Source organism: Arthrobacter sp. Ha26 (genome assembly GCF_059091705.1).
Map to the genome: position 1 here is coordinate 63,924 of NZ_JBNHGX010000006.1, position 13,113 is coordinate 77,036.

Genomic DNA, 13,113 nt, shown 5'->3' on the forward strand with positions numbered 1-13,113 from the left:
CCGGTCCCGGCGCCCTCCCTCCCGCGAACCGGCACGGCAATTTTCGCGCCGCAATGGCGAAGACCGGCCGCGAATGCTCCGGTGAAAGGATGGATCAATGACTGCGACCCTTGTAGCCAAGGACGTTTCCGGCGGTCACGACCACCGGCAGCTTTTCTCCCGGCTTTCCCTGACTGTCGCGCCCGGTGACGTGGTGGGCGTAGTGGGTGCCAATGGTGCGGGCAAGTCCACCCTGCTGCGGCTTCTGGCCGGCGTGGACCAGCCCCAGGAGGGCACCGTCAGCCTTGCCCCGGCAGATGCGTTCGTAGGATGGCTTCCCCAGGAACATGAGCGGATTCCGGGTGAAACCGTGGCCGCATACATCGCCCGGCGGACCGGCTGCGCTGAGGCGACCGTTGACATGGAATCCACTGCCGAAGCGCTTGGCTCCGGCGCGCCCGGTGCCGATGATGCCTACGCCCGCGCCTTCGACCGTTGGATGGCCTCCGGCGCCGCCGACCTTGATGAGCGCATTCCTGCTGTCCTGGCCGACCTGGGCCTGGACACGGGTGCGGATGCCCAGATGGCCGGCCTCTCCGGCGGGCAGGCGGCGCGGGTGGCCTTGGCGGCCCTGCTGCTGAGCCGGTTCGACGTTGTGCTCCTCGACGAGCCCACGAACGATCTGGACCTCGCCGGCCTGGCCAAACTGGAGGATTTTGTCCGCGGCCTGCGCGGCGGCGTGGTTCTGGTCAGCCATGACCGGGAGTTCCTGGCCCGGTGTGTCACCACCGTGGTGGAGCTGGACCTGGCGCAGAATGCGGTAGCAGTCTACGACGGCGGCTACGACGCCTTCCTCGAAGAACGCGCCGTTGCACGGCGGCACGCGCGGGAAAAATACGAGCAGTTCGCTTCCACCAAGGCGGACCTGGTATCAAGGGCGCGGACCCAGCGCGAATGGAGTTCCCAGGGCGTCCGGAACGCCATGAAAAAGAGCCCGGACAATGACAAGATCCGCCGCGCCGCCAGCACCGAGTCCTCGGAGAAGCAGGCCCAGAAGGTGCGGCAGATGGAGTCCCGGATTGCCCGGCTGGACGTAGTGGAAGAGCCCCGCAAGGAATGGCAGCTGCAGTTCTCCATCGGACAGGCGCCCCGCTCCAGCTCCGTCGTGGCCACCCTCCGCGATGCCGTGGTGCGGCAGGGCACGTTCACCCTTGGCCCGGTCAGTCTCCAGCTCAATGCGGGGGACCGGATCGGCATCACGGGTCCCAACGGCGCGGGCAAGTCCACCCTGCTCCGCCTCTTGCTGGGCGGCATCGAGCCGGAGTCCGGCAGCGCTGCCATGGGTGCTTCGGTTGCAGTTGGAGAAATTGACCAGGCCCGCGGGCTGCTTGCCGGCCACCTTCCGCTGGCTGACGCCGTCGAGGCAGTCCTGGTGGACCTGGCTCCGGCCGAGGTCCGGACGCTGCTTGCCAAGTTCGGCCTCAAAGCGGACCACACGGCCAGGACCATCGATTCACTGTCCCCTGGTGAACGCACCAGGGCTGCCTTGGCCCTGCTGCAGGCCCGCGGCGTCAACCTCCTGGTCCTCGATGAGCCCACCAACCACCTCGACCTGCCGGCCATCGAACAGCTTGAGGAGGCGCTCGAAAGCTACGACGGCGCCCTGCTGCTGGTGACGCACGACCGCAGGCTGCTGGAGAACGTGCGGCTGGATGTACGTTGGAATGTGGTGGACGGCGTGGTCACTGAAGTGCTGGCTGCCGGCACCCCGAAAGGCACAACAACATGAGCATGGACAGGGTTGCCTGGAGCTCCCTCTACAACATCACCCGCGCTTCCAACGGCTCCAAGCCGTTCTCCAAGGAGCTCCTCAAACGGGTATTTGGTTTCGCGCGCCCGCACCGCAGCCGGCTGATCGCCTTCGTGCTGCTGTCAATCGTGATGGCAGTCCTGGCAGTGGCAACACCGGTACTCGCCGGCCAGGTGGTGGACGCGATCATCGCCAAGACGGATGCCGGCACAGTGATATGGCTGGCAGTACTGATCGCGATCGTGGCAGTGGCCGAAGCAGGGCTGGGACTGGTAACCCGCTGGCTGTCCTCTTCGATCGGCGAAGGCGTGATCCTGGACCTGCGCACCAAGGTGTTCGACCACGTTCAGAAGATGCCTATCGCCTTCTTCACAAGAACGCGCACCGGTGCACTGGTGAGCCGCCTCAACAACGATGTGATCGGCGCCCAGTCCGCCTTCGCCGGCACGCTCTCCGGCGTGGTCAGCAACGTGGTGGCGCTGGCACTCACCCTGGTGGTGATGCTGAACAAGTCCTGGCTGGTGACGGTGCTGGCCATGATCCTCCTGCCGATCTTCCTGATCCCGGCCCGCCGGATGGGTTCCAGGCTGGCCGAGCTGCGCCGCGAGGCCGCCGAGCACAACGCCACCATGGGTACGCAGATGACCGAGCGCTTCTCCGCCCCTGGCGCCACCCTGGTCAAGCTCTTCGGGCGCCCGGACGAGGAGTCCCGTGAGTTCGCCGTCCGGGCCGGGCGGGTGCGGGACATCGGTGTCCGGACGGCGATGCTCCAGTTCACCTTCGTCACAGCCTTGACCCTGGTTTCCGCCCTGGCCCTGGCCCTGGTGTACGGCCTCGGCGGCTGGTTGGCGCTGGGAGGGCAGCTGGCCGCGGGCGATGTGGTGGTGCTCGCGTTGCTGCTCACCCGGCTCTACGCCCCGCTCACCGCGCTCTCAAACGCCCGGGTGGAAATCATGAGCGCCCTGGTCAGCTTCGAGCGCGTCTTCGAAATTCTTGACCTCAAGCCGCTCATCCGCCAGAAGCCTGATGCCGTGGAATCGCCGCGGGGCCCGCTCTCAGTGGAGTTCGACAACGTCCGGTTCTCCTACCCCTCCGCGGACAAGGTGTCCCTGGCCTCCCTCGAAGACGTCTCCACCCTGGACACCCGCGGCGGCGAGGAAGTCCTGCACGGGGTCAGCTTCCGGGTTGAGCCTGGCCAGACGGTGGCGCTGGTGGGCTCTTCGGGCGCCGGCAAATCAACCATCGCGCAGCTGCTGGCCAGGCTTTACGACGTCGATTCCGGCGCCGTCCGCTTTGGTGGCGTGAGGCCCGGAACAGGGGTTGATGTCCGCGACCTGACCTTCGACTCGATGCGGGAAACGCTGGGCATGGTTACCCAGGACGGCCACCTGTTCCACGAGAGCATCGCCTCCAACCTGCGCCTGGCCCGGCCGGACGCAACCGAAGAGCAGATGTGGGAGGCCATCGGGCAGGCCCGGCTCGAGGCAATGATCCGGTCCCTCCCGGACGGGCTGGACACCGTGGTGGGGGAGCGCGGCTATCGGCTTTCCGGAGGCGAACGCCAGCGGCTCACCATCGCCCGGTTGCTGATTGCCCAGCCGCGCGTGGTGATCCTTGATGAGGCGACGGCCGCGCTGGACTCCACCAACGAGGCCGCGGTCCAGGCTGCCCTGGGCGCCGCACTCGAAGGGCGCACCGCCGTCGTGATTGCCCACCGCCTGTCCACCGTTCGCGCCGCGGACGCAATCCTGGTGGTGGAGGAGGGCCGGATTGTGGAACGCGGCACGCACACCGAGCTGCTGGCCGCAGAAGGCCGGTACGCCGAGCTGTACCGGACGCAATTCGCCGAAGCCACCGCAGTGGCCAGGGAAGCAGTGCCCGAGTTCTAGGCTTCCCGGCTCCAGCCTCTCAGCCCTCGCGGGCGAGTTCGGGCAGGATATGGTCCGTCAGCAGCGGGGCAAGGTCCCCGGGCGGCTCCGCGCCCCGGTCCAGGGCAGCGAGGTCCAGCCAGCGGATTTCCGCAATCTCGGCCGAAGGATGAGCCTCCCACGTGCCCGGAGCCATAAACACGGTTGCCTCAATGTCGGTGGCTGCTTCATTGGCGGCGTCGGCTATCCAGATGCCCATGAGCTGCAGTTCGCTCGGATCGAGGACGATGCCCACCTCCTCGGCAAGCTCCCGCGCAGCAGCCTGAACGGCGGTTTCCCCTGCCTCGGGCTTGCCGCCCGGATGCATAAACATCGCAGTGCCGCGCTTCCTGACGGTCAGGAGCCGGCCTGTGTTGTCGAAGACGCAGACGGCGGAAACGACGATACGGTTTCTCACGCTTTCCGCTCGTCCCGCCGCGCAAGCCGCGACGTCAGGAGGAGATCCTTCGTCGGCCCCTTGACGTCCCAGCTGTAGCTGAAGTTGTTCTCATCCTCATAGGTGTAGGCCACACGGTAAGTGTCGGGATCGCACCAGTGCTGGTCCACGTTGGCCTCCTGACTGAAGCTCATGGTGTGGAAGGGGCGGCCGTTAGGGAAATGGACGTCCAGGGCATCAGGGCTGGCGGCGTTTTTCAGCACGTATTCGCGGGTGGCGGGGCCGGTAAAAGCAGGCCAGCGCAGGGTGCCTTCCTCGCGGAGGGCCAGGCCGCCGTCGTCCGCTGGAACAAAACGTACGACGCCGGAGAAGGTTCCGCGGGTGCCGGCGGCGCGGTCCAGCAAGTCGCGCTGCACGGCCCAAAGCCCGGCCGTGGGTTCTTTGGCGGTGGCCGCAGCGGGGCCCAGCAGGTAGGCGCGGAGCTCGAACTCCGGGGGAGGACAGTTCAAGTGCCCTCGATTGGAATCGAACCAACGACACCGGCTTTAGGAGAGCCGTGCTCTATCCACTGAGCTACGAGGGCGGGCATCCGCTGGATCGGCAGGGCCGGCCCGGGCAGGACACGGATACAAGCATACAAGGTGCGAAGCCGTACTACGCTCAAGGCATGAGTTCAGCGCCGTCCACGTCCGCAGCAGCGGTTGTTATTCCGGACACCGCCTCCACGCGGCAGTACATCGGAGCCTGGTCGGTACTCAGCGTGCTCCAGTATTTCGCTGCGGAGGCAGCGGTGATCGGAGCCTGGGCCGGACCCAGGCCCTACGACCTGCGCACGGGCTACATCAGTGACCTCGGCGCCCTTCGCTGCGGCACCTTTGACGGCCGCCAGGTATGTTCTCCGCTGAATTGGCTGATGAACAGCTCCTTCGTGGTGCAGGGGCTTGGGATGCTTCTGGGTGCCCTGCTGCTGAGCTCGGGGCTGCTGTGCGTGGCTGCCCTGGCCGGGACCCGCATGCAGCGGAGCCGGCGGAAACCCTGGCTCGCTGCCGCCTGGGTACGGCTGCTGACCGGAGCGGCGGGGGCCGGGACGGTGATCGTTGGACTGGTCCCGGAGGACGCCGGCTCCGGCTGGCACTACACCGGCGCGGTGATGTACTTCATCTCCGGGGCGGGCGCCCTGCTGGTCCTGGGGTTCCTATGGCTCCACAAAACACCCATGGCCTGGTTCATCCTGGCCTGCGGTGCTGTTTCCCTGGCTGCCCTCATCACCGGCGGACTGACCCGGATGCAGGTCCCGGAACCCGGCACGCTGGAACGGCTGATGGGCTACCCGGTAACGGTGGGGATGGCCACCGCCGGACTGGTTATCGCCCAGCGGGTGCACCGGCACCGGAAACAGGTCCGTGCCGCAGCCTCGCTGCGCCGTGCCCTTTAAGCTTCCCGCGCTTTTGGCTTTCGCTTCCTAAGGAGCACTGCCGCGGCACCCGCCAGAAGGCTCAGGACCAGCAGGACCCACCCGGCCACGGTAAGGCCGGACGCGAGGGCCACCTGCGCGGGATCCGGCGTTTTGGACGCCAGCACGCCGTCGATGGCCACGTTGCCCCAGAGCCGGGCCACCACGAACAGCAGCGGAAGCGCCCACAGCGCCCAGCGCAATGTCTTCCTGGCAACGCTTGTCCCGATCAGCAGCAGCCAGGTGAAGCCGAAGATCAGCGGGAACAGGGTGCCGGCCGTTTTGTGGACATAGTTGAGCTGGCCGCGGGCGTCGTCGTTCATGACCGTCTGCAACCGGCTGATGTACGCCGGATCGAACCCGCCGATGAGCGAGTCCGGCATGGGCAGCTCCCCGGACAGCTGCCGGAGCTGGTCAAGCGTCAGCAGGTGCAGGTACCAGAACAGGAAGAGGCTGGCCACAACGCCCGCGATGAGGATCAGGGTGCCGTTGTTCTCGGCCTTCTGCGGGCTGCGGCTGGTGGTGGGATTCACCACGGGTGGAAGGTGGTGCTGCGGTACTGCCGCTTTGGAGCCGTGCTTCTTGATCCGCTGCGCAGGGGTTTTGGCCATGGCACCATTATCCCGCGCCATAAACTGAAGCCATGACCATTGGCCGGCACAGCGCTGTTGAACTTGACCCCTCTTTGGACGACTACGAGCTGGCAACGGCCCTGGTCCGCGAAGCCGGGCAGCTGGCGTTGCTGATGCGGATGGCCGGCCTGCAGTCTGAACAGAAGACCTCCGTTTCCGATGTGGTGACGGCTGCCGACCATGCCGCCGAGGCCTACGTGCTGGAGCAGCTGAGGCGTTGCCGGCCCGACGACGGCATCCTGGGGGAGGAGGGCGCCTCGGCCCAGGGGACCAGCGGCCGTACCTGGGTGATTGACCCGGTGGATGGCACCTACAACTTCCTGCATGGTTCCACCTATTGGTGCTCCGCGATCGCACTGAAGGATCCCTCCGACGTTGTGCTTGGAGCCATCTTCCAGCCGGAAGAGGACAAACTGTGGCTCGGCGGCAGGGCCCGTCCGGCCAGCCTGAACGGTGAGCCCCTCACGGTGTTCCGCGCGGACCGGGGAGCGCGCAACCGCACCGCAGTTGCCGAGCTTGGTGCCGCCACCTACATCCATCCCAGCTGGCTGATGGATCCCCTGTGCGCCATGCCGTGGCACGCCGCTGCCACGTCCGCTGCGGCGCTGCGCATGCTGGGTTCGGGTTCCTGCGACCTGGGCCGTGTGGCGGACGGGCAGCTGGGGTGCTGGTTCCAGCACAGCTGCCCGGAATGGGACTGGCTGCCCGGCAAAGCGATAGTCCGGGCCGCCGGGGGTGCCGTGGACACCGTCCGGGTGAACGGCCTGGAGTGGTTCATGGCAGGCGGAACGACGGCTGTACGCGAGTTGCGGACTGCCCTCGAGTCCGGTTCGGTGGCTTGAGTTCAGGGTCCGTATGTGGATAACCCCCTGGTCATCCACAGCCGGGAAGGGGGTGTCGGCCCCACCGCCTAGACTTGTAGGCACCATGGATATGTTGTTTGACCCGTACTCTGACGGACCGTTCAAAGCCGCTCCCGCCGCCGCCGCCCGCACCAAGTCGCCTTCCGAGGGCGCAGCTTCGGCTCCGGGGACGGGCGGCAGCGTCCGCGTGGAACGGTCGCCCGAAGGGCAGGCCCATCGAAGCCACCGGATGGATCCGGAAAAGCTGCTGGAGGGGCTCAACCCCCAGCAGGAAGAAGCCGTCAAGCACGCAGGTTCCGCCCTGCTCATTGTGGCCGGCGCCGGCTCGGGAAAGACCCGCGTGCTCAGCAACAGGATTGCCTACCTGATCGCCACAGGGCGGGCCCATCACGGCGAAATCCTGGCCATCACCTTCACGAACAAAGCCGCCGCGGAAATGCGGGAGCGCATTGAAAAGCTCGTGGGTGGACGGGCCAAGATCATGTGGATCTCCACCTTCCACTCATCCTGTGTCCGCATCCTGCGGCAGGAGGCGGCCCATGTGGGCCTGAAATCGAACTTCTCCATTTACGACTCCGCCGACTCCCTGCGGCTGGTCACCCAGGTCTCCAAAGCCCTGGACCTGGATCCCAAGAAGTTTGCGCCGAAGGCCATCCAGCACAAGATCTCGGCGTTGAAGAACGAACTCATCGATGCCGATTCGTACACCTCTGCCGCCAACTACAACGATCCCTTCGAGCAGGCTGTGGCTGATGTCTTCAAGGGCTACACCCAGCGGCTCCGGCAGGCGAACGCCATGGACTTTGACGACCTCATCGCGGAAACGGTCTACATGTTCCGCGCCTTCCCGGCGCTCGCGGAATCCTACCGCCGGCGGTTCCGGCACGTACTGGTGGACGAATACCAGGACACCAACCACGCCCAGTACGCCCTGGTCCGCGAGATCGTGGGGGAAGGCCCGGGAGCATCCGAGCTGACGGTAGTGGGCGACTCTGACCAGTCCATCTACGCCTTCCGCGGGGCTGACATCCGCAACATCGTGGAGTTCGAAAACGACTACCCCGAAGCCCATACCATCAAGCTGGAGCAGAACTACCGCTCCACGCAGAACATCCTCAGCGCCGCGAACTCGGTCATCTCGCGGAACCCCAACCGCCCGGATAAGCGGCTGTGGACCGCCGAGGGCGAAGGCCACAAGATCATCGGCTACGTGGGCGAGAACGAACACGACGAAGCCCAGTTCATCGCCAAGGAGATCGACCGGCTCCAGGACGAGGAGAACCTCCGCCCCGGGGACGTCGCCATCTTCTACCGGACCAACGCCCAGTCCCGTTCGATTGAAGACGTGCTGGTCCGGGTTGGTCTGCCCTACAAGGTGGTGGGCGGCACGCGCTTCTATGAGCGCAAGGAAATCAAGGACGCCCTCGCCTATCTTCGCGTCCTGGTCAATCCGGACGACGACGTCAACCTGCGCCGGGTGCTTAACGAACCAAAGCGTGGCATCGGTGACCGCGCTGAAGGCGCCGTGGCAGCCTTGGCCCAGCGCGAACGGACGTCGTTCATGGCGGCCGCACGCCGGGCTGAGCAGGCTCCAGGCATGGCAACCCGGTCCGTGAACGCGGTACTCGGGTTCGTGAAACTGCTGGACGACCTCGCGGAAGTAGCGGCCGGCTCGGGCGCAGCGGCAGCGCTTGAGGCCGTCCTGGAGCAGACCGGCTACCTCGCCGCGCTGCGCTCCAGTACGGATCCGCAGGACGAGTCGCGGGTGGAAAACCTGGCGGAACTCGTCGCCGTCGTCCGCGAGTACGAACAGGAGAACCCCGAAGGTTCACTGGAGGCCTTCCTGGAGCAGGTGTCCCTGGTGGCGGACGCTGACCAGATCCCCGATGCTCCAGGAGCGGACATCGATGCCGCCGTCGCCGAGGCAAAACGGCTCGGCGTGGTCACCCTCATGACCCTGCACACCGCCAAAGGACTCGAATTCCCGGTGGTGTTCCTGACCGGCATGGAACACGGTCTTTTCCCGCACCAGCGTTCAGCCACGGATCCGAAGGAACTGGCGGAAGAACGCCGTCTTGCCTATGTGGGGCTCACCCGTGCCCGGAAGCGGCTCTATGTCACCCGCTCAGAGGTGCGCAGCATGTGGGGGCAGAGCCAGTACAACCCCGCAAGCCAGTTCCTGGAGGAGATTCCTGCAGAGCTCCTGGAATGGAAACGTGAAGGAACCAGCAGGCAGTCAGGCTGGGGGAGCGGATCCATCAGTTCAGGCCGCTACAGCGGATCCTTCTGGGGCGCCGGGACCTCCCGCGGCGCTGCGGTCGACCCTTCAGCCGGGTTCAATGCCGACGTCCCGGCTGTCATCGCCCGGAACCGGGTGCAACCGCAAAAGGAGATCGTTGCGGTCAGCGTGGGTGACAAAGTCAACCACACCAGTTTCGGCAACGGAACGGTCCTGGCGCTGGAGGGCGCGGGGGACAAGACCGTGGCCAAGGTGAAGTTCGACGTCGGCGAAAAGCGGCTGCTGCTGCGGTACGCGCCGCTTACCAAGCTGGACGCGTAGGGCGGCGGAGCCGAAGAAACGGCCGGGCCCTTGTCCCGCCCCATCACTGGGCTTACAGTTCAGGAAAGTTTCCCCGGCAGCGGTGGACAACATGACGGAGCGGGCCGTGAACATTCTGTTCGCCAGCCAGGCAATCGATGGCCATTTCAACCCCATGACCGGGGTGGCAATGGAGCTCAAAGAACGCGGCCATGATGTCCGCTGGTACACGGGTCCGGTTCTGGCAGGCAAGCTCCAGGACCTGGGGATTCCGCTGTTTCCCTTCCAGCGCGCCATCGAGCACAGGGCCGACAACCTCTTCGAGCTTTATCCGGAACGCGCCCGGCTGAAGGGGCCCCGGGCCATTGGGTTTGACGGCGAAAAAATCTTCGCCAGCAACATCAGCAACTTCTTCGAGGACATGCGGGACCTGGACCGCGTCTTTTGCTTCGACGTCCTGGTAGCAGACGCCAGCATGTTCATTCACCGCCTCGTCTCCCACCTGATGGGAAAGCGGGTGGTGAACTTTGTGGCAATTCCCAACATGGAAAGTGACCCGTTGGTGCCGCCGCTGTTTTTCGGTTTCCGTCCTGCCCGCAATCCGGGAGAGAAGGCCTTGCAGAGCGCAGCCGGATTGCTCTCGGACAAAGTCATCCTTCGCCCCGCCGGCCAAAGCTATCGGCGGCAGCACAGAAACTACGGGCAGCAGGTGCCCAAAGGCGGCCGGCTCACCGACGAGCCCTACCGTTGCTCCGACGCGATCATCCAGACCGGCCCCAGGTCCTTGGATTTTCCGCGCCGGACGGACAACCCCAAAGTCCACTATGTGAGGGCACTGCTGCCCTATCGGCTTCCCGGCGCAGTGGCCCCGGAAACCGCGCCGCAACGCTTCGCCAGGACAGTGGTGGTCACGCAGGGCACGGTGGACAACATGGACCAGGACAAACTCATCATTCCAACCCTGGAAGCGATGAAAGGCACAGACAACCTGGTGATGGTGGCCACGGCAGGCCGTGGAACCGCGGAACTCCGGGCCCGCTATCCGCAGCCGAACATCCGGATCCACGATTACATCGATTTTGCGGCCGTCTTCGAATTCACGGACGTCTTCGTTACCAACGGCGGATTCGGCGGCGTGCAGCTGGCCCTCTCCAAGGGTGTGCCCCTGGTGGTGTCCGGCATCAACGAAGGCAAGAGCGACGTCAACGCCAGGGTGGAGTATGCGCGTGTGGGGATCAACCTGCGTAGGGATGCACCCACCGCGGAGAACATCAGGAAAGCCGTCAACAACATCCTGGGCGATCCCGCGTGGAAGTACCGGGCGGAGCAGATGCGCCAGGACTTCGGCTCCCACCGCCCGGCTCAGGCAGCAGCCAAGGTTATCGAAGACGTCCTCAGCAGCAGTTAACGCGCCGCCATGAAGCATAATGGGGCGCATGCGACGGACAGTTCCGGGGATCTTCGCCGCCCTGACCCTGATGGCGGCCACGGGGTGCACCGTCACCACCAAAGATCCCGGTTACGTCCCGCCGCCCCCGCTGCCCCCTTTGGAACAGCTGGAACAGTCCGCTTTGATGGACCCCGCAAACTTTGCCAACGGTGAAGGCGTGATCTCTTTCATCACCGAAGACCGGACCGTTGCCTGTTCCCTGACGGCGGCCAAAGGGGAGCACGTGAACCTGCCCTACGAGCAAAACAACTTCTCAGATCCGGCCAACAACAAGCTCCCTACAGTGCCCGTGGCGCACTGCGAACTGGCCAAGTACCCGCAGCCCAAAGAGGGGGACACGAAGGACGACTGCGCTGGAACCAACCTTGGCTATCTGGGCGGCGTTGTCCTGCTCACCCCGGACAGCGCACGCTACGGGGAATGCCGGTCCGGTGTCACACAAATGGAAGCAACCTACGGTCCCAAGGGAAGCAAGACCGGCCCCGTGGCCCAGCTTCCGGTGCTGGGCGAGGGGCAAAACCTCGAAGGGAACGGGCTGCGCTGTTCGGCCTATAACGGCGGGGTGGCATGCGGAAACGTCTCCGCCGGCGTCGGATTCTTTGTTTCGACAGAGCATTACGAGCTGATTTCCGGACCCGCGGATACCGCCTCCCCGGCCCCGCCAGAGGCCCCAAAAACCCCGTAATTCCGCGGTTTTTCTACGCTCCATAGAATAGTGTCCTTACTCACATAAGCGGTAGTCTGGGACGGCCCGGTCCTCTCGAAGGACTAGAGTTCCCAGTGGAGCATTACGCCGCGTGGCTCGTTTCCAACAGGCCGCCGGTGCGTGCAATTCCGCAGCCCGGTCATCGTCTTCGATGGTGTCCGACTGTACAGAAACTACTTCGACGTAGAAGGACACTAAACCGTGGACCTGTTTGAATACCAGGCGCGCGATATGTTCGAGGCGCACGGTGTACCCGTGCTTGCCGGCATCGTGGCGCACACCCCAGAAGAAGCAAAGGCAGCTGCCGAGAAGATCGGCGGCGTAACTGTCGTCAAAGCGCAGGTCAAGGTCGGCGGCCGCGGCAAGGCCGGCGGCGTTAAGGTCGCAAAGTCCGCAGACGAGGCACTTGAGCACGCCACCAACATCTTGGGCATGGACATCAAGGGCCACACCGTCAACAAGGTGATGATCGCCCAGGGTGCCGACATTGCCGAGGAGTACTACTTCTCCGTCCTGCTGGACCGGGCCAACCGCAACTACCTGGCCATGTGCTCGGTTGAGGGCGGCATGGAAATCGAACAGCTCGCCGTCGAACGCCCCGAGGCGCTGGCCAAGGTTGCCATCGACCCCGCAGTGGGAATCGACCAGGCCAAGGCCGACGAAATCGTCGCAACCGCAGGCTTCGCTGAGGAACTCCGCGGCAAGGTGGCCGACGTGATCCTCAAGCTCTGGGATGTCTTCAAGAAGGAAGACGCCACCCTCGTGGAGGTCAACCCGCTGGTCAAGACCGGCGCCGGCGAGATCGTTGCGCTGGACGGCAAGGTCAGCCTCGACGAGAACGCTGATTTCCGCCACGCCAAGCACGCCCTCCTTGAGGACAAGGACGCAGCTGACCCGCTTGAGGCCAAGGCAAAGGCGCAGGACCTCAACTACGTGAAGCTGGACGGCGAAGTGGGCATCATCGGCAACGGTGCAGGCCTGGTCATGTCCACCCTGGACGTGGTTGCCTACGCCGGCGAAAACCACGGCAACGTCAAGCCCGCCAACTTCCTGGACATCGGCGGCGGAGCCTCCGCAGAGGTCATGGCCGCAGGCCTGGACGTCATCCTCGGCGACGAACAGGTCAAGTCCGTGTTCGTCAACGTCTTCGGCGGCATCACCGCCTGTGACGCTGTTGCCAAGGGCATCGTGGGCGCACTGGCCGAACTCGGCCACACCGCGAACAAACCGCTGGTAGTCCGCCTCGACGGCAACAACGTCGAAGAAGGCCGCCGCATCCTGAACGAGGCCAACCACCCGCTGGTTACCCTGGCCGCCACCATGGACGAGGGCGCCGACAAGGCCGCCGAGCTCGCCAACGCAGCGAAGTAAAGGGAC

At 65.2% G+C, this 13,113-nt stretch carries 11 protein-coding genes and 1 tRNA gene; 8 read left to right on the plus strand and 4 right to left on the minus strand.

The window, feature by feature from the left end; genetic code table 11:
- Positions 1 to 97: 97 nt before the first annotated feature.
- Positions 98 to 1,768, plus strand: coding sequence for an ABC-F family ATP-binding cassette domain-containing protein (locus AC5RVY_RS14530; RefSeq protein WP_493955411.1), 1,671 nt, complete (start codon positions 98 to 100; stop codon positions 1,766 to 1,768).
- The gene (locus tag AC5RVY_RS14535; RefSeq protein WP_493955412.1) at positions 1,765 to 3,678 is read left to right on the plus strand and encodes an ABC transporter ATP-binding protein; all 1,914 of its coding nucleotides are present in this window, start codon (positions 1,765 to 1,767) and stop codon (positions 3,676 to 3,678) included. Before AC5RVY_RS14530 ends, AC5RVY_RS14535 begins: the two co-directional genes overlap by 4 nt.
- Positions 3,679 to 3,697: 19 nt before the next feature.
- Here AC5RVY_RS14535 and AC5RVY_RS14540 read toward each other — a convergent pair whose 3' ends face one another.
- The 3 genes from AC5RVY_RS14540 to AC5RVY_RS14550 all read right to left on the minus strand — a co-directional run bounded on the left by AC5RVY_RS14540 (position 3,698) and on the right by AC5RVY_RS14550 (position 4,676).
- On the minus strand, positions 3,698 to 4,114 hold the full coding sequence (locus AC5RVY_RS14540) for an NUDIX hydrolase (protein ID WP_493955413.1): 417 nt from the start codon (positions 4,112 to 4,114) through the stop codon (positions 3,698 to 3,700).
- A complete protein-coding gene (locus AC5RVY_RS14545; protein ID WP_493955414.1) occupies positions 4,111 to 4,602 on the minus strand; it encodes a DUF6314 family protein in 492 nt (163 codons plus the stop codon). Before AC5RVY_RS14545 ends, AC5RVY_RS14540 begins: the two co-directional genes overlap by 4 nt.
- Before the next feature lies 1 nt (position 4,603).
- Positions 4,604 to 4,676, minus strand: a tRNA-Arg gene (locus AC5RVY_RS14550).
- Between the two features lie 84 nt (positions 4,677 to 4,760).
- Between AC5RVY_RS14550 and AC5RVY_RS14555 the strand changes: the two genes are divergently transcribed.
- Positions 4,761 to 5,528, plus strand: coding sequence for a DUF998 domain-containing protein (locus AC5RVY_RS14555; protein ID WP_493955415.1), 768 nt, complete (start codon positions 4,761 to 4,763; stop codon positions 5,526 to 5,528).
- On the opposite strand, the gene AC5RVY_RS14560 is transcribed toward AC5RVY_RS14555, so the two are convergent.
- A complete protein-coding gene (locus AC5RVY_RS14560) occupies positions 5,525 to 6,157 on the minus strand; it encodes a hypothetical protein (protein WP_493955416.1) in 633 nt (210 codons plus the stop codon). The two genes, AC5RVY_RS14555 and AC5RVY_RS14560, sit on opposite strands and share 4 nt — an antisense overlap.
- A gap of 32 nt (positions 6,158 to 6,189) precedes the next feature.
- Between AC5RVY_RS14560 and AC5RVY_RS14565 the strand changes: the two genes are divergently transcribed.
- The 5 genes from AC5RVY_RS14565 (at position 6,190) to sucC (ending at position 13,107) form a co-directional block, all read left to right on the plus strand.
- Positions 6,190 to 7,020, plus strand: coding sequence for an inositol monophosphatase family protein (locus AC5RVY_RS14565; protein ID WP_493955417.1), 831 nt, complete (start codon positions 6,190 to 6,192; stop codon positions 7,018 to 7,020).
- Between the two features lie 91 nt (positions 7,021 to 7,111).
- Positions 7,112 to 9,601 (plus strand): DNA helicase PcrA, encoded by a 2,490-nt coding sequence (gene pcrA / locus AC5RVY_RS14570; protein WP_493955635.1) that lies wholly within the window; start codon positions 7,112 to 7,114, stop codon positions 9,599 to 9,601.
- Between the two features lie 106 nt (positions 9,602 to 9,707).
- Positions 9,708 to 10,988, plus strand: coding sequence for a glycosyltransferase (locus tag AC5RVY_RS14575; RefSeq protein ID WP_493955418.1), 1,281 nt, complete (start codon positions 9,708 to 9,710; stop codon positions 10,986 to 10,988).
- 19 nt (positions 10,989 to 11,007) lie between these two features.
- Positions 11,008 to 11,715 (plus strand): hypothetical protein, encoded by a 708-nt coding sequence (locus AC5RVY_RS14580; protein ID WP_493955419.1) that lies wholly within the window; start codon positions 11,008 to 11,010, stop codon positions 11,713 to 11,715.
- A 222-nt stretch (positions 11,716 to 11,937) separates the two neighbouring features.
- The gene (sucC, locus tag AC5RVY_RS14585) at positions 11,938 to 13,107 is read left to right on the plus strand and encodes an ADP-forming succinate--CoA ligase subunit beta (RefSeq protein ID WP_493955420.1); all 1,170 of its coding nucleotides are present in this window, start codon (positions 11,938 to 11,940) and stop codon (positions 13,105 to 13,107) included.
- The last annotated feature ends 6 nt before the right edge of the window (positions 13,108 to 13,113 follow it).

What these genes read in the sequence shown, in the direction of transcription:
- AC5RVY_RS14530 (WP_493955411.1), top strand. Translation starts at nt 98, where the DNA reads ATGACTGCGACCCTTGTAGCCAAGGACGTTTCCGGCGGTCACGACCAC.
- AC5RVY_RS14535 (WP_493955412.1), top strand. Translation starts at nt 1,765, where the DNA reads ATGAGCATGGACAGGGTTGCCTGGAGCTCCCTCTACAACATCACCCGC.
- AC5RVY_RS14555 (WP_493955415.1), top strand. Translation starts at nt 4,761, where the DNA reads ATGAGTTCAGCGCCGTCCACGTCCGCAGCAGCGGTTGTTATTCCGGAC.
- AC5RVY_RS14560 (WP_493955416.1), bottom strand. Translation starts at nt 6,157, where the DNA reads ATGGCCAAAACCCCTGCGCAGCGGATCAAGAAGCACGGCTCCAAAGCG.
- AC5RVY_RS14565 (WP_493955417.1), top strand. Translation starts at nt 6,190, where the DNA reads ATGACCATTGGCCGGCACAGCGCTGTTGAACTTGACCCCTCTTTGGAC.
- pcrA (WP_493955635.1), top strand. Translation starts at nt 7,112, where the DNA reads ATGTTGTTTGACCCGTACTCTGACGGACCGTTCAAAGCCGCTCCCGCC.
- AC5RVY_RS14580 (WP_493955419.1), top strand. Translation starts at nt 11,008, where the DNA reads ATGGGGCGCATGCGACGGACAGTTCCGGGGATCTTCGCCGCCCTGACC.